Consider the following 16,366-nt stretch of genomic DNA (forward strand, 5'->3'; position numbering starts at 1 on the left):
ATGAAGGAGCAGGAGTCAGCCCTGTCGCCCGAGGCTCGGGTCGCGGTGACGCAACCATCGGACTGTGTCCTGCACCACAGAAAGCTACGGGGTTCCTATCGGCGGTCCCAATGGTTCGCCGACCCGAGGCTCACCTTCGTTTTTGTGACGCCGACACAAAGTGCACTCTCAGGAGAGGATCCGAGACCCGAGCCACTGACATGCGGTGAGGGCAACCTCGACGGCGAGTCGGTCGTCGGACAGTGGCCGGGGGAGCAGCTTCTCGGCATTGTCGACGCGGTAGCGAATCGAGTTCTTGTGCATCGTCATCACCGCAGCCGCCGCGGAGAGGCTCCGTTCGCACGCAAGGTAGATCCGCAACGTGGTGCGCAATCGTTCGGCATGTGTGGTGTCGGCAGCCAACTGCGGTCCCAGCACGCTCACGACCCAGGCCTGCAATGCCGACGGGTCGCGAGCGCACAGGTCCACCACGGCCAACCCGGGGTCGTCGTAGCGTTCGATCGTTCGGCCTCGGCCACCCAGAACGGCCACGTGATGGGCGCGCTGAGCCTGTCGGTGGGACGTGACGAACCCGGCCGCGTCGAGTCCGATGGCCCCGGCCGCCAACAGGGGTGCGTCCTCGGTCCGCGGTCGAGTGTTGATGCGATCGAGAACGACGGCGAGATCTGTGTCGTTCGCTGGAATCTGAATCCATCCCCACGCGGTAGCGCCGTCGCGTCCGACCACCAGGGGAGGGGCCGGACTGTCCAAGTCCGCCGCCAGAGCGCGGATGGTGGTGGTGAACCTGCGCATCCGGTCGCCGCGAACGGCGGACTCGCCGACCCAGGCCACGACGGCCAGGTGGCGTCCGCGCAGTCGATACCCGGTCACTCGCTCGACGACGTCCACCGACCCCTTGCCGTTCAGGAGATCGAGTACCGCATCGAGTCGAGCATTCTCGCGATCCGCCAGCCAGGACTCCCGCTCGGTCTCGTACACCGCGGCCACCCGTTGCGAGATCCAGTCGATGTAGTCGAACACCGAATCGACGATCACGCGGTGCGCCTCCATCCGAACCGGGTCCGGCGCGGCCAGCGACATCGAGGTCTCGAACGCTCGATCGAGCAGAAATTGCTGTCCGAGTCGATAGGCGCGAACCAGGGCGTTGACCGGTACGCCCCACTGAGCCAGGCGGCGCGCATATTCGATGGCCGCCGCCGGCGGCTCGAATCCGGCACCGCCGATGTCGTGCTGCAGAGCGTGCAGGATCGTGTCGACGTTGCCCTCGATACTCGATCCCAGCAGCTCGATCAGCGATGGTTCGTTGTTCAGTTCCGTGATGCGCGACGCGAGTGTCGTGCGCATCTGCGCCACGACATCTGCCAGCCGGGCATTGAGGTGCGCGGCAACCGCGGCCACGTGAGTGCGCACCGCCTCGGCGGAGGCGGGCGAGATGTCGGCAGGTGTCGGCACGGGTGTTCCTTTTCGTTTCGGGCTACAAATAATCCGCGGTTTTTGTGCTGCTGGACCGAAGTCTTTCAAATGGGCAATCCGTAACCTACGTCACATGCTGCCAATTCTCGACGCCTCCTCGCCGGTTCTGCAGGCCATGTACCGCCGGATCGACAACGACCCGGACGGCGCGTGTCTGTCCGACGACTCCACCCGGTTGAGCAATGCCGAGTTCGGGCTCGAAGTCGACTCGGTTACCGCCGAACTCGTCGACGCGGGGGTGGGAGCGGGTGATGTGGTTGCAGTCTTGCTTCCGAATCGCATCGACATCATCACCACGATGTTCGCGGCATGGGTGCTGGGAGCAACGTTGACTCCCGTCAATCCCGCACTCACCGACGACGAGGTGCGCTATCAACTCGAGGACTCGACCGCCCGCGTGCTCGTCGGTAGCGAGCAAGCCTGCACTCTCGGCCGCGCGCAGGGTATTTCGTTCATCGACGTGGACTCCCGCGATCGTCGTCCCCGCACGCCGCAGTTGGACGGCACGCATCGTGGATCGGGGCCTGCCGACAGCTCGGCACCGGCCTTGATCGTCTACACCTCGGGAACGACGGGGCGGCCGAAAGGCTGTGTGCTGACTCATCGCAACGTCGACCGAATGAGCGCCGCGATCGTGACGGCCTGCGAATTGACCGATGTCGATACGAGCCTGCTGGTGCTTCCACTCTTCCACTGCAACGGACTCGTCGTCGGCTCGGTCGCTCCGCTGCGAGCCGGTGGACGTGTGCACATCGCCCCACGTTTCTCGCCGGACACGTTCTGGGACAACGTGGAGACCGTCCGGCCCACCTACTTCTCCGCAGTGCCCACCATGTACTCACTGCTTGCGGACCGTGGATCGACCGACCGCGACATCTCGTCGCTTCGATTCGTCATCTGTGGAGCAGCGCCCATGCCTGCCGGCCTGATCGCGTCATTTGAATCGATCTTCGGCGTGCCGGTCGTCGAAGGGTACGGCCTGTCGGAATGCACTGTGGCGGCAACGATCAACCCGCCGAACGGGATTCGAAAACCGGGCACGGTCGGCATCGCGCTACCCGGTATCGACATTGCGATCGATACACCCGACGGTCCGAGCTCCCTCCCTGGCCGGACCGGTGAAGTGTTGGTGAGCGGCGAGACGGTCATGCAGGGATATCTGGGCCTGCCGGACGTGACCGCAAAGACCATTCGAGAGGGGTGGTTGCACACCGGCGACATCGGAGTCCTCGACGAGGACGGCTATCTCGTCTTGGTGGATCGACTCAAGGACATGATCATTCGCGGCGGCGAGAACATCGCGCCGAGCGAAATCGAACATGTCCTGCAATCCCATCCCGACGTCCTGGAAGTGGCCGTCGTGGGCGAAGCGCATCCGGTCTACGGAGAGGTGCCCGTCGCGCACGTCGTTGCACGAGCCGGTCGCAGTATCTCGGTCGACGAGCTGGACGCGCACTGCGCGCGGAGCCTGGCCAAGTTCAAGCGACCGACTCGGACAGTCGTCCACGACGCTCTGCCGAAGAACTCCGTCGGAAAGATCGTGAAGAAGGAGCTCGGCGCGTAGTCCGATCCGGCCCGCCGGTACCGGGGCGGGACGGCCGCGATCACATGGACGACGCCAAGTAGGTCAGGAACACGACGAACAATCCGATGCCACCGAGCGCCGCACCGATCACGGCGTCGCGACCGTTGGACGCGTCGCCCTCGACTGCGCGGCCGAGACCGATCCAGCCACTGACCACCGCGATCACTCCGGCCGGGATGGTCACGAAGTCTCCGACGAACGGCACGAATGCGCAGACGACCGCGACGATGCCCGCTATCAACGCCACGTTTCCGGCACCGTCTCGGAACATCGACCGAGAAGGGGACTTGCGCATCACCGGCACTCCTTCTCGCATGCAGTGCGGCAGCACCGCCCCGACCTGTTCTGCAGGTAACCGGCAACGACGCCTCCATAGTAGAGACTCGATCATCTCTTCATCGGCGACGGTCGGTCGGATTTCACCGGCATGTGGTGGGAGTCGCGGCCAGTTGTATGCGCTGCGCCGTCGGGCAATCGCCGTCGAGCTTCGCACCCGACCCGAGTGGTCAGGGGGTGGGCGTGCGTCTGCGGACTCGGTGGTTGTGCCATACCTGCGCCGCCAGAGGTATCCCGACAGCGCCGATACAGACGACCGCTACTGCGAAAGACCACGGCACGTATGCGCTCTTCGCGGTCAACGCGACGCCGAAGACGGCCATCGGAAATCCGAAGGCCTCCAGTAGGTCTACTTGCCGGGGTTCGATCGGTGGCCGACCGTTCCAGGGAATTCTGTGGCCAGCGTTCTCGCGCAGCGTCCGCCTTGTCGACGCAACGGTCAGCGACGCGCCTATCGCTGTGGTGCATATCCCTGCGACAACCATCCATGACTGTCCGTCCTCGAACAGAATCGCGGTCAGAACAAGTCCTACAAGGACGATGCGCGCACCCCACACCTTCCATCGAGGTGCAGCTTCGCGCTCGTCCCGTTGCACGTCGACCGGCCGCATCGGCTGCAGGGGCTCCATGTCTCGACCCTCCCATACCGCGGCTCTTGACCGGTCCCTGCGACTCACCGTACCCTGACCGACAGTTGATATATCAGAATCGCAGCGGACCGCCGAACCGAGGAATCGAAAGTATGACCACAGCGCTCAAGATCGACGGAACCGCGGTCAGCGCGATCGTCAAGGACGATCTGCGATACCGCGTCGAACGGCTCGCCCAGCAGGGGATTCGGCCCGGTCTGGGCACGATTCTGGTGGGCGACGATCCGGGGAGCCGTTCCTATGTCGCGGCGAAGCATCGCGACTGCGCCGAGGTGGGACTGCATTCGATTCAGGTCCGGTTGCCTGCGTCCGCGAGTCAGCAGGAGATCGAAGATGCCGTGCACGCTCTCAACGAGGATCCCGAGTGCACCGGGTTCATCGTTCAGTTGCCGCTGCCCTCGCACATCGACACCCATCGGGTGATCGAGCTGATCGATCCTAGTAAAGATGCCGACGGGCTGCATCCGACCAATTTGGGCCGGCTCGTACTCGGCATGGACGGGCCGCTGCCCTGCACCCCACGGGGGATATTGGAACTGCTTCGGCACCACGATGTTCCGATCACCGGTGCTCGCTTCTGCATCATCGGATGTGGAATCACGGTGGGTCGTCCGCTCGGCTTGATGCTGACGCGTCGCAGCGAACACGCCACCGTGACCATGTGTCACGAGGCGACGGTGGACACCGCCGCGCACACTCGGGCCGCCGACGTGGTCATCGCGGCAGCGGGTGTTGCGCATCTGGTGCAACCGGACTGGATCAGTGCCGGAGCCACGGTGTTGTCGGTGGGAATCACCCGTACCGTCGAGGGCATTCTCGGCGACGTGCACCCCGGCGTCGAGCACATTGCGGGGCGGATCAGCGGAGCGACCGGCGGGGTCGGGCCGATGACCAGGGCGATGCTGCTGACGAACGTGGTGGAGTGCGCGGAGGCCGCTCAGGCCGAGGGGATGAAGGACTCCCGGTAGCCCATCTTCTCGCTGATCTCGGCGGCGGCGGCCAGTACGTCGGGGACGATGGCCCGCATTCTGGTTTCGTCGAAGCGGTATACCGGTCCCGAGATGCTCAGCGCGGCGGTGGTCTTGCCGGTGTAGTCGAGAATCGGGGCTGCGATGGCGTTGAGTCCGGTCTCGAACTCTTCGACGACGACGGCATATCCGAGGGATACCGCGGCATCGAGTTCGGCAGTGAGACCGGCTTTGGTGGTGAGCGTGTGCTCGGTGTACCGGTGGAGGTCGAGTCCGTCCACGACGTCCTGACGAGTATCCGAGTCGAGGGCAGCCAGCAACACCTTGCCGCTCGCGGTGGCGTGCAGCGGTGTCTGCTCCCCGATCCAGTTGTGGGTTCCCACCGAGCTCGGCCCGCGGGCCTGGTCCAGGTGGACCGCTGTATTGGACCGCAGCACAGCGATATTGACCGTTTCGCCGAGCTTGCCGGCGAGGCGTTCACAGACCGCGTGGCCGTATTCGGTGATCTCCAGACGCTCGGGCACGGCCGCCGCGAGCCGGAGGACTCCGAGGCTGAGCCGGTACTTGCCGCGATTGTGCGTCTGCATCACCATGTCGTGTTCTTCGAGCGACGCCAGCAGCCTCGACACCGTGGATTTGTGCACACCGATCTCGGTGGCGATGGCGCTCACGCCGGCCTCTCCGAGCCGGGCCACGACCTCGAGCACCCGAAATGCGCGGTCGACGGACTGGACGCCACCCTCGGGGGCACGTGTCGAATCGTCGCTGGCCACCCCCGCGACTATACGTAACAGGCACTTGGCCGTGGTGTTGCCCCTCGGGGTGTGGCCCGAGCCGGCGATCTAGATGACGGCGCGCACCGCGTCGTCGAACTCGGTCACGTGTGCTCGGGCGATGGTTGCGGCCTTCTCGGCATCCCCGGCCGCGATGGCGCGCAGCAGCTCGGTGTGCGTTCCCACATGGTCGGCTAGGGGAGGCAGACGATCCATGAACAACCAGAAGATTCGCGTCGCGAGATTGTTGTAGCGAATCAATGCGTCTTCGAGAACCGGGTTGGCCGCCAGCCGGTAGACGGTGCGATGCACTTCGGCGTCCCAGTTGATCAGGTCGTGTTGGCTCGGCGGCGTCGCCTCGAATTTTTCGGTGCGGTCGGCCATGCCCAGCAGAACTTGGCGTTGGGTTGCGGTGGCCGCGGTGGCTGCCTTGGCGGCGGCCAGGGGCTCGAGCCGCTGGCGGATTTCGGAGATGTCACCCAGATCGGCGACGTCGATGGCCGTGGCAAAAGTGCCGCGGCGGGCGTGCGAGATGACGAGGCGCTCGTACTCGAGCCGTTTGAGCGCTTCCCGTACCGGCGTGCGTCCAACCCCCAGCTCGGCGGACAACGCCGATTCGACGACGGCCTCACCCGGCTTGATGGTCAGCATGATCAGTTTGTCGCGGATAGCCGAGTAAGCGACGTCGGCCATCGTCGCTCCGGGTTCGCCCGGCACCCCCGACGATCCGGGGGCGCCCGGCGATGCGACCTCGACACTCATGGTTACCGATCCTATCGGCACCGAGTGCGGGGCAGCGTGCGGTCAGGCCTCGATGCGGTTCTTCAGCCAATCGTGGAAGATGCCGATGTGGTGTTCGCTGCCCACCAGCACTCCGCCGTCGCGGTACTTCCGTGAGCTCATGGCGGGCTGGCAGCGTTCGCACGCCTCGAAGTCCTGCAGATTGACGCGGTGGAACAACTCCACCGATTTCTGCAGATCCCGTCCCGATGCGACGACTCCGGGCAGGTACAGCCAATCGCATTCCACCAGAGTGCGATCGGCGGCAAGTGGATACATCCGATGGATGATCACGTGATCCGGGACGAGGTTGACGAACACCTGTGGCCGGACGGTGATGGCGTAGTAGCGCCGGTCCTGTTCGGGTGCGATTCCGGGAATGGAGTCGTGTCCCTCGGAACCGTCGAGCGTGAATCCCTTGACGGATTCCCCGAATTCGGCTCCGTGGCCCACGTAGTACTGGGCGGCGTAACCGTCGGCGAATTCGGGAAGTACCTCGGTCAGCTCGGGGTGGATTGTGGCGCAGTGGTAGCACTCCATGAAGTTCTCGATGATGAGCTTCCAGTTGGCCTTGACGTCGTAGCTCACGCGGCGGCCGAGACCGAGGTCTTCGATCTTGTAGCGGTCGATCGACTCGACGTCGCCGAGTCGATCACGGATGTCCTGCACGACAGTGGTGTCGAAGGAGGCCGGATCGTCGCTGAGATTGACCCAGACGTACCCGAGCCATTCCTCGACCGACACCGACGTCAGGCCGTAGCGAACTCGGTCGATATCGGGCATCTTGGTGAGATTCGGTGCTGCGATGAGCTTTCCGTCGAGATCGTAGGTCCAGGCGTGGTACGGACACTGGAACGATCGCTTGACTTCGCCCTTGTCCTCCATGCAGATTCGAGCACCGCGGTGCGCGCACACGTTCAGGTAGGCCTTGATCGCCCCGGTTCGGGTGCGCGTCACGATGACGCTTTCGCGGCCGATCTGCACGGTGCGGAAGGCGCCGGGCTTGTCCAGATCGGCGGCACGGACCGCGCAGATCCACAGTTCCTCGAAGATCTTCTCCTGCTCGAGCTCGAAGATGGCCGGATCGGTGTAGTAGCGACCGGGAAGGGTGGAGATGAGGCTTTCGGGCAGGGGAAGGGAGGTTGCGGGCGGCGTGGTGTCGGGAATGGTGGTCACTTCGGTCCTCCGTACGTGGCCGATCTTGTGGATCGGTGACGAGACGTCAACTGGGGTAATGGAATACGACGGGTGGAGCAGCGGCCTGGATGATTTCAGACCGCGCGAGCGGGAGCCGAGAGCTGTCGGCGCCAGCGGGTGAACAATCGAACTTGATTGACACCGAGTACACCGACCGGAAGTCCGTCGGATCGATACACGGCGAGGAAACTCCCGAGTTCGGGCGAACCCTCTTCGATGGTGCATTCACTGTCCGGTCCGGCGGTGCCGGCGAACTGAATACGTGACCCGTACTGGTCGGACCAGAAATACGGAGGTTTGACGTGTTGGCCGCCGTAACTGCCAGAGAGCAGGGTGGCCACTGCGACGGTGGGTCGTTCGGATGCCCCGGCCCAATGCTCGACGCGTCGGTGGACGCCGGTCGAATCCAGCCATGCGGCGCAGTCGCCGACTGCGACCACTCCGGGTACGGCGGTCGCGCCGCCGCCGTCGCACAGGATTCCGTTGCCCAGTGCGAGTCCGCTGGTGCCGAGCCAGTCGATGTTCGGAATGCCGCCGATGCCGACAACCACGACGTCGGCGTCGAGGAGTCGGCCGTCCGCGAGGCGAACGCCCGTCACTCGGTCGGTGCCGGTCAGGCCGTCGACGGCGATTCCGCAGATCAACGTGGTGCCGTTGTCGCGGTGCAGATTGCCCACCGCGCTACCCAACCGTGCACCGAGTGGCCCGGCGAGCGGTGACGGGGCGGCTTCGACGACGGTGACCTCGAGGCCCAACTTCCTTGCGGTGGAAGCTACTTCGGCTCCGATGAAGCCTGCGCCGATGACGACGAGACGTGCGCCGGGCGTGAGATCTGCACGCAGCCGGTCGGCGTCGTCGATCGTACGCAATACGTGCACACCGGCGAGGTGATCGGTACCGGGAAGCGATCGCGCGCGTGAGCCGGTGGCGAGGACGACGCCGTCGGAGGTCAGTTCGGCACCGTCGTCGAGGGTGACGGTGCGACGCGATGGATCGAGGGCGGTGGCTGTGCGGCCCAGAATCCAGGTGGCGTCGAGGTTTTCGTCGTCGGGTTCGAGGGCGAGAGTGCTCACGTCCACGTCGCCGGCGAGGTATTCCTTCGACAGGGGAGGGCGGTCGTAGGGTCGATGGCTCTCGGCACCGACGATGGTGACGGAGCCGTCGAACCCGGCCGCCCGCAGTGCACGCGCGGAGCACAGGCCTGCCAGGGAGGCTCCGACGATGGTGACGCTCTTCATGAATGTCCCTCGGCGGCCAACCGGCTGCGAACGTCGGGCGGAAGATTGGGGGCCGCGGTGCTCAGCTCGACATAGACGACGCCGTCCTCGACGACGACGGTGTGCGTGCGGACAGGCAACTTGGCGGGCGGAGCGTCGACAGCACCGGTACGCAGGTCGAAGGTGGACGCGTGGAGCGGGCATTCGACCGCGCACCCTTCGAGCCAGCCGTCGGCGAGCGACGCGTCCTGATGCGTACAGGTGTCATCGATCGCGAACAGCTCACCGTCCTCGGTGTGGAACACCGCCACCGGAGGGGTGGTGTCGACGCGCAGAGCTTCGCCGCCGGGGAGATCGGCCAAGGAACACACCTTGAGCATTCGGATCCTTTCTGTATCGCTATGCGGAACACGTCTTACTTCCCGCAACAACAGTGTGAACATCGCCACAAGAGTGTGTCAATAGGTGACGGCACTTTTCATACACGCGAAACACGACGTAACCGGAACCGGACAAACCACGCGTTGTACCAGCTGAGCAGGTGGTTAGCCCGTGCAATGACATGCGTGGCCGGTGTCGCGTCCGCCCGACTCGATGATGCCCCCGACGTCGGAATACGTTGAGGGCATCATGAAACAAAACGCTACCGACGGGTAAAGAGGCCCACTTTGATATATCAGAGGTGTCGAGCCGCAGCGCACGGGCTCGAGTCACCGGAAGCGGCCACCTTCTCGACCCGGAACTGCCCGCTCACAGGACCACCACCGAACGCAGCACCGTGCCCTGATGCATCTTCTCGAACGCCGCCTCGATATCACCGAGACCGATCCGTTCGGTCACGAACTTCTCGAGCGGCAACCGGCCCTGCTCGTACAGATCGACCAACATCGGAAAATCCCGCTCCGGCAGGCAATCGCCGTACCACGACGACTTCAACGACCCACCCCGGGAAAAGAAATCGATCAACGGCATCTCCACCGTCATCTCCGGCGTCGGCACCCCGACGAGGACGACCGTCCCGGCGAGATCGCGGGCGTAGAACGCCTGCTTCCAGGTTTCCGGGCGGCCGACGGCATCGATGACCACATCGGCCCCGAACCCACCGGTGAGCTCCTGGATGGCCTCGACGGCATCGACCTGCGAGGCATCGACAGTGTGGGTGGCGCCGAGTTCGAGAGCCCAGTCGAGTTTCTTCTTGTCGCGGTCGACGGCGATGATCGTCGACGCCCCCGCCAACCGGGCTCCGGCGATCGCAGCATCACCGACACCGCCGCACCCGATCACCGCCACCGAATCCCCGCGCGAGACGTGGCCGGTGTTCATCGCCGCACCGAGTCCGGCCATCACCCCGCACCCGAGCAACCCGACGACCGCCGGATCGGAGTCGGGGTCGACTTTGGTGCATTGTCCTTCGTGGACGAGGGTCTTGTCGGCGAACGCCCCGATCCCCAACGCGGGAGAGAGTTCGGTGCCGTCGGCGAGAGTCATCTTCTTCGACGCATTGTGGGTGTCGAAGCAGTACCAGGGGGTGCCCTTCTTGCAGGCTCGGCATTCCCCGCACACCGCCCGCCAGTTCAACACCACGAAATCACCGACCTCGACATGAGTGACAGCATCGCCGATGGCTTCGACGGTGCCCGCGGCTTCGTGGCCGAGCAGGAACGGGAACTCGTCGTTGATACCGCCCTCGCGGTAATGCAGATCGGTATGACACACCCCGCACGCGGCGATGGTGACCACGACATCGTTCGGGCCGGGATCGGGAATGGTGATCGTCTCGATCGAGACGGGCTCGCCTTTGCTCTTGGCGACGACGGCGCGGACCTGCTGCGGCATGACTGGTACTCCTGGGTGAGGTGAAGGAGCGGCGTTTGAGGCCGCGACGGTGGTGGAATCGGCTTAATATATCAGTTACCGGGCAGTATCGAATGTTAAAAGCGAGTATCGAATTCGGACAACTTTTGGCATTTACACTTGCATAGATGCTGTTCAGGGGCGTTGTCCGTTTCCAAAAACCGTGATGAACGCGTCTAAATGACCAGCCATCTATTGACATAGCCCCTGGGTCGGCTCAGTCTTGTTCGAGTCCAAACAAATCGTAGTTGCGCAGAGAGCAACGAGTCGCGCACCTATCCGACCACCCACGCTGCGTGCACGGGCGACACACCTATTCGGCGAGAGCCGGAGGGAGAACGATGTGACAACGAACAGCAAACCCCGGGGCGACAAAACTCGCGTCGATGCACCCGAGAAACATGCCCCTCATCATTACGGCCCCCTCGAGGTCTACCACCACGGAGAGGAGGGCAAGCCGCGCACCGACAAGGTGGTGTTCGGTATCACCGCCGCCATCGTGATCGCGATTCTGGCATGGGGCATCCTCGGCACCGAGAACATGAAGTCCGTCAACGCGTCGGTACTCGACTGGGTCGTGACCAACGTCGGCTGGCTGTTCATCTTCTCGGCCACCGGGTTCGTGATCTTCGCGCTGTGGCTCGCGCTCAGTCGCTACGGAAAGATTCCGCTCGGCAAAGACGGTGAGAAGCCCGAATTCAACACCGTCAGCTGGATCGCAATGATGTTCAGCGCCGGCATGGGAATCGGATTGATCTTCTGGGGAGTGGCCGAGCCCCTCACTCATTTCGTCACCCCGCCGCCCGGAATCACCGATTCCACTGTGGGAACGGCACTTTCGACAGCCATCTTCCACTGGGGACTGCATCCCTGGTCGATGTACGCGGTGGTCGGATTGTCCATCGCCTACGGCACCTACCGGATGGGCCGCAAGCAGCTCATCAGCTCCTCGTTCATTCCGTTGATCGGTCGCCGAGCCGAAGGCCCCATCGGCAAGGTCATCGACATTCTGGCGATCTTCGCCACGATGTTCGGCACCGCGGCATCCCTCGGCCTCGGCGCACTCCAGATCGGTTCCGGTATCGAGGTTCTCGGCTGGGTCAACCAAGCGGGGACGCTTCTGCTCGTGGCTGTCGTCGCCATCCTGACACTTGCATTCGTGGCCTCGGCAGTGTCCGGGGTTTCCAAAGGAATTCAGTGGCTGTCGAACATCAATATGGTGCTGGCTCTCGTGCTTGCGATCTTCGTGTTCGTCGCGGGCCCCACGGTCCTGATCCTGAATCTGCTGCCCACCACTCTCGGTGACTACGCCGCGCACATCGCCGGCATGTCGGCGCGGTCGGCGGCATCCGGTGGTCCCGAGACCGAGTCCTGGCTCTCGTCCTGGACGATCTTCTACTGGGCCTGGTGGATCTCGTGGACCCCCTTCGTCGGTATGTTCCTCGCTCGCATCAGTCGTGGCCGTACCATCCGCCAGTTCGTCATCGGCGTCATTCTCATCCCTACGTCGGTGAGCTTGGTCTGGTTCTCGATCTTCGGTGGAGCGGCAATCGGCGAGCAGCAGAAGGGAACCGAGGATCTGGTGGCCCTCGGTAAGCCGGAATCGCAGCTGTTCGCGGTTCTCGACCACTTCCCGTTGGCCGGCATCTCGTCGGTGTTGGTGATGGTCTTGGTGGGCATCTTCTTCGTCAGTGGTGCCGACGCTGCCTCGATCGTGATGGGCACCCTGTCGCAACGCGGCACCCTGGATCCGTCGCGTGGGGTCGTCGCCTTCTGGGGTGTCGTCACCGGCGGCATCGCGATCCTGATGCTGTGGACGGGAGGTTCGGACGCCCTCAACGGGTTGCAGACGATGACCATCATCGTGGCGGCACCGTTCGTACTGGTGATGATCGGTACGTGTGTCTCGCTGTACAAGGACGTCACGAACGATCCGTTCATCGTCAAGAACCCCAAGGCCCCGCCGAAAGTCAAGGCCGGCAAGTGAAGTGAGCGATGGTGCGGGACGCGAAACTATGCGTCCCGCACCATCGGTATTTCGGGGGTTGACCACAACCATCCCTGCCCATACTCTTGATATATCAATCTCTGGTTAGTTGTCGTGCAGGCCGTGGACCGCTTCGGCCGAGCTCCATCTCTCCACCCCGATACGGAAGGACCACCATGGGTTCACCGAGAGTTGTCATCATCGGCGCCGGCATAGTCGGTACCAACGTGGCCGACGAGCTCACCGCACGCGGTTGGGATCGCATCACCGTGCTGGATCAGGGGCCGCTCCCTCTCACGGGTGGATCCACCTCGCACGCACCGGGTCTGGTGTTCCAGACCAATGCATCCAAGACCATGACCGAACTCGCCCGATACACGGTCGAGAAGTTCATGAACCTCGAGGTGGACGGGCAGTGGTGCTTCAATCAGCTCGGCGGCCTCGAAGTGGCCACCACCGAGGAGCGACTGGCCGACCTGCATCGCAAGCAGGGCTGGGCCACGTCCTGGGGCATCGAAGGATCGGTCATCGACCCGTCCGAATGCGCCAAACTGCATCCGCTGATAGACCGTTCGCGGGTTCTCGGCGGTCTGTACGTCGAGACCGACGGTCTTGCCAAAGCGTCCCGTGCCGTCGTGGCACTCACCCGTCGCGCAGAATCGCGCGGAGCCGTGTTCCGTGGTTCCACCAAGGTCATCGGAATCGAACAGACGGGTGGCCGCGTCACCGGTGTGGCAACCGACAACGGCGTCATCGAGGCCGACATCGTGGTGTCCTGCGCCGGCTTCTGGGGCCCCGATGTGGGCGAACTGGTCGGCATGAAGGTGCCGCTGCTGCCCTTGGCGCACCAGTACGCCAAGACCGATCAGATCCCGGAACTGGTGGGACGCAACACCGAAGCGGCCGAGGCCGGCATGCCCATTCTTCGTCATCAGGATCAGGACCTGTACTTCCGCGAGCACGTCGACCGTCTCGGCATCGGAACCTACGCGCACCGCCCGATGCCCGTCGACACCAAGACCCTGCCCGGCGGGGACGGTGTGTCCGACGAGGCGATGCCGTCCATGCTCGACTTCACGCAGGAGGACTTCGCGCCGTCGTGGGAGCAGTCCAAGCTGCTGTTGCCGTGCCTGGAGACCGCCAAGATCGACCACGGCTTCAACGGAGTCTTCTCGTTCACCCCCGACGGTGGACCGCTGCTCGGTGAATCCCCGGACGTCAAGGGCTTCTGGATCGCCGAGGCCGTGTGGGTGACGCATTCGGCCGGAGTCGGCCGGGCCATCGCACAGTTGCTGGTCGACGGACGCTCCGAGGTCGAACTGCACGGATGCGATGTCAACCGCTTCGAGGATTTCCAGCTCGATCCCTCGTACGTCAGCGAAACCTCGCAGCAGAACTTCATCGAGATCTACGACGTGCTGCATCCCTCGCAGCCGCGGTTGTCCCCGCGTGACGTTCGGGTCAGCCCCTTCAACGCGCGGCAGCATCAACTCGGTGCCGTGTTCCTCGAAGGCGGCGGGTGGGAACGCCCGCACTGGTACGAGGCCAATGCCGATCTGGTGCACCAGCTTCCCGTCGAGTGGCAGCCGCCCGAGCGCGACGAGTGGGCGTCGATGTTCCATTCGCCCATTGCCGCGGCCGAGGCGTGGAAGACCCGTACGTCCGTCGCCATGTACGACATGACCCCGCTCAAGCGTCTGCGCGTTCGCGGGCCCGGTGCGCTTGCACTGTTGGAGGGATTGACGTCCGGCAAGATGGACAAGTCCGTCGGGGCCGTCACGTACACGCTGGCTCTCGACGAGAAGGGCGGCGTCCGAAGTGATCTCACCGTGGCGCGGTTGTCCGCGGACGAGTTCCAGGTCGGAGCCAACGGCAATCTCGACTTCGATTACCTTCGCCGCGAAGCACCGAGTGACGGCAGCGTCACCGTCGACGACATCACCGGATCCACGTGCTGCATCGGCCTGTGGGGTCCCCACGCCCGCGAGGTCGTGGAGAAGCTCACCCAGGACGACTTCTCGAACGAGAACTTCAAGTACTTCCGCTGCAAGCAGGTTCGTATCGGGGGAGTGCCCGTCACCGCGATGCGGTTGTCATACGTGGGCGAGCTCGGGTGGGAGCTGTACACCACCGCCGATTACGGCCAGCGACTGTGGGACATGTTGTGGCAGGCCGGTTCCGAGTTCGGGATCATCGCCGGCGGGCGCGCTGCGTTCAACAGCCTGCGCATGGAGAAGGGCTACCGGTCGTGGGGTTCGGACATGACCACCGAGCACAACCCCTACGAGGCAGGCCTCGGCTTCGCGGTACGCCCACAGAAGGGCGAATTCCGCGGCCGCGACGCCGTACTCGAGATGTCCGACGACACCGTCTCGAAGAAGTTGGTCTGCTTGAAGATCGACGACGGCACGTCGGTGGTACTCGGCCACGAGCCCGTCCTGGTGGACGGTGAACCCGCCGGCTACGTCACCAGCGCCTCGTTCGGTCACACCGTCGGTGCGCCGATCGCCTACGCCTGGGTTCCTGCCGGTAGCGCAGAACCAGGTGCAGCAGTACAGATTCGATACTTCGATCGGCTCGTGTCCGCCACCGTCGTGGCCGAGCCCCTCGTCGACCCCGAGATGGCCAAGATCCGCAGCTGACGACCCACCAGTACCAGGAGATTCGATGACCGAGAACTTCACCCTCACGCTCAGCTGCGGCCAGCGGCCGGGCATCGTCCGGGCCGTCAGTGCGTTCCTCTTCGACAACGACTGCGACATCGCCGAACACCAACAGTTCGACGACTCCACGGACGGCTCGTTCTTTCTTCGCACCTCGTTCGTGGCCAGCGGCACCACCGACATCGAGAAGCTGACCGAGAGCTTCCGCGAGGTGGCCGATCGATTCGCGATGACGTACACCTTCAACGGCTGCAGCCAGCCGCGCGTGCTCGTCATGGTGTCCAAGATGGGGCACTGCCTCAACGACCTCATCTTCCGTTGGCGCTCACAGAATCTCGGCGGCGAACTGGTGGCCGTGGTGAGCAATCACGAGGTGCTGCGGCCGATGGCCGAGGCTGCCGGGCTGCCGTTCGTCCACATTCCCGTCACCCCGGGAACCAAGGCCGAGGCCGAGCAACGCCTGCTCGACCTCGTCGCAGAGTACGAGGTCGACCTGGTGGTGCTGGCCCGCTACATGCAGGTGCTTTCCGACGAGACGTGTCGAGCGCTGCACGGCAAGGCGATCAACATCCACCACTCGTTCCTGCCCGGCTTCAAGGGCGCAAAGCCCTACCACCAGGCCTTCGACCGGGGCGTCAAGCAGGTCGGAGCGACAGCGCACTACGTCACCCCCGACCTGGACGAGGGCCCGATCATCGAGCAGCAGGTCATTCGTATCGACCACACTCACGACCCGTCTCGTCTGGCCACCGTCGGACAGGACGCCGAGGCACTCGCACTCTCGCGAGCGGTCCGCTGGCACTGCGAGAATCGCGTCCTGCTGCACGGACACCGGACGGTCATCTTCAGCTGAACCGACACACGACGAGGGGCCCGTACCGAA

The 16,366-nt window shown here is 64.2% G+C and carries 14 protein-coding genes; 5 read left to right on the forward strand and 9 right to left on the reverse strand.

The genetic code is table 11. From position 1 onward, the window contains the following. Window positions 1-168: 168 nt before the first annotated feature. Window positions 169-1,452: a helix-turn-helix domain-containing protein gene (locus J2X62_RS10440; protein WP_310180199.1), complete on the reverse strand. Its 1,284-nt coding sequence runs from the start codon at window positions 1,450-1,452 to the stop codon at window positions 169-171. 94 nt (window positions 1,453-1,546) lie between these two features. Here J2X62_RS10440 and J2X62_RS10445 point away from each other — a divergent pair, with 94 nt between their 5' ends. Beyond that, entirely contained in the window at window positions 1,547-3,037 is a 1,491-nt protein-coding gene (locus J2X62_RS10445) for an AMP-binding protein (RefSeq protein ID WP_310180202.1), read from the forward strand. Window positions 3,038-3,077: 40 nt separating this feature from the next. Here J2X62_RS10445 and J2X62_RS10450 read toward each other — a convergent pair whose 3' ends face one another. Together J2X62_RS10450 and J2X62_RS10455 are read right to left on the reverse strand one after the other, a co-directional pair. After that, the gene (locus J2X62_RS10450; protein ID WP_310180204.1) at window positions 3,078-3,353 is read right to left on the reverse strand and encodes a hypothetical protein; all 276 of its coding nucleotides are present in this window, start codon (window positions 3,351-3,353) and stop codon (window positions 3,078-3,080) included. Between the two features lie 211 nt (window positions 3,354-3,564). After that, window positions 3,565-4,023, reverse strand: a complete 459-nt coding sequence (locus J2X62_RS10455; protein WP_310180207.1) for a hypothetical protein — start codon at window positions 4,021-4,023, stop codon at window positions 3,565-3,567. Window positions 4,024-4,136: 113 nt separating this feature from the next. Between J2X62_RS10455 and J2X62_RS10460 the strand changes: the two genes are divergently transcribed. Then, the gene (locus J2X62_RS10460; protein WP_310180209.1) at window positions 4,137-5,012 is read left to right on the forward strand and encodes a bifunctional methylenetetrahydrofolate dehydrogenase/methenyltetrahydrofolate cyclohydrolase; all 876 of its coding nucleotides are present in this window, start codon (window positions 4,137-4,139) and stop codon (window positions 5,010-5,012) included. Here J2X62_RS10460 and J2X62_RS10465 read toward each other — a convergent pair. The 6 genes from J2X62_RS10465 to J2X62_RS10490 all read right to left on the reverse strand — a co-directional run bounded on the left by J2X62_RS10465 (window position 4,982) and on the right by J2X62_RS10490 (window position 10,815). Further along, window positions 4,982-5,785: an IclR family transcriptional regulator gene (locus tag J2X62_RS10465; RefSeq protein WP_027494743.1), complete on the reverse strand. Its 804-nt coding sequence runs from the start codon at window positions 5,783-5,785 to the stop codon at window positions 4,982-4,984. The two genes, J2X62_RS10460 and J2X62_RS10465, sit on opposite strands and share 31 nt — an antisense overlap. A gap of 69 nt (window positions 5,786-5,854) precedes the next feature. Continuing rightward, a complete protein-coding gene (locus J2X62_RS10470) occupies window positions 5,855-6,547 on the reverse strand; it encodes a GntR family transcriptional regulator (RefSeq protein ID WP_201010485.1) in 693 nt (230 codons plus the stop codon). 42 nt (window positions 6,548-6,589) lie between these two features. Then, window positions 6,590-7,741 carry an aromatic ring-hydroxylating dioxygenase subunit alpha gene (locus tag J2X62_RS10475; RefSeq protein WP_310180213.1) on the reverse strand — a complete coding sequence of 384 codons (1,152 nt, stop codon included), beginning with the start codon at window positions 7,739-7,741 and terminating at the stop codon, window positions 6,590-6,592. Window positions 7,742-7,836: 95 nt separating this feature from the next. Then, the gene (locus J2X62_RS10480) at window positions 7,837-9,000 is read right to left on the reverse strand and encodes an NAD(P)/FAD-dependent oxidoreductase (protein ID WP_179274907.1); all 1,164 of its coding nucleotides are present in this window, start codon (window positions 8,998-9,000) and stop codon (window positions 7,837-7,839) included. Next, entirely contained in the window at window positions 8,997-9,359 is a 363-nt protein-coding gene (locus J2X62_RS10485; protein WP_027494739.1) for a bifunctional 3-phenylpropionate/cinnamic acid dioxygenase ferredoxin subunit, read from the reverse strand. Before J2X62_RS10485 ends, J2X62_RS10480 begins: the two co-directional genes overlap by 4 nt. Before the next feature lie 370 nt (window positions 9,360-9,729). Continuing rightward, window positions 9,730-10,815: an S-(hydroxymethyl)mycothiol dehydrogenase gene (locus tag J2X62_RS10490; protein ID WP_032391485.1), complete on the reverse strand. Its 1,086-nt coding sequence runs from the start codon at window positions 10,813-10,815 to the stop codon at window positions 9,730-9,732. Between the two features lie 361 nt (window positions 10,816-11,176). Here J2X62_RS10490 and J2X62_RS10495 point away from each other — a divergent pair, with 361 nt between their 5' ends. From J2X62_RS10495 to purU, 3 genes are all read left to right on the forward strand, one after another. Continuing rightward, complete coding sequence (locus J2X62_RS10495; RefSeq protein ID WP_080730000.1) at window positions 11,177-12,820, forward strand: BCCT family transporter; 1,644 nt, start codon at window positions 11,177-11,179, stop codon at window positions 12,818-12,820. Between the two features lie 176 nt (window positions 12,821-12,996). Further along, window positions 12,997-15,462 (forward strand): FAD-dependent oxidoreductase, encoded by a 2,466-nt coding sequence (locus J2X62_RS10500; RefSeq protein WP_310180218.1) that lies wholly within the window; start codon window positions 12,997-12,999, stop codon window positions 15,460-15,462. A gap of 25 nt (window positions 15,463-15,487) precedes the next feature. After that, complete coding sequence (gene purU, locus J2X62_RS10505; protein WP_310180220.1) at window positions 15,488-16,336, forward strand: formyltetrahydrofolate deformylase; 849 nt, start codon at window positions 15,488-15,490, stop codon at window positions 16,334-16,336. The last annotated feature ends 30 nt before the right edge of the window (window positions 16,337-16,366 follow it).

It is taken from the genome of Rhodococcus sp. 3258 (genome assembly GCF_031456475.1).
Lineage (GTDB): Bacteria > Actinomycetota > Actinomycetes > Mycobacteriales > Mycobacteriaceae > Rhodococcoides > Rhodococcoides fascians.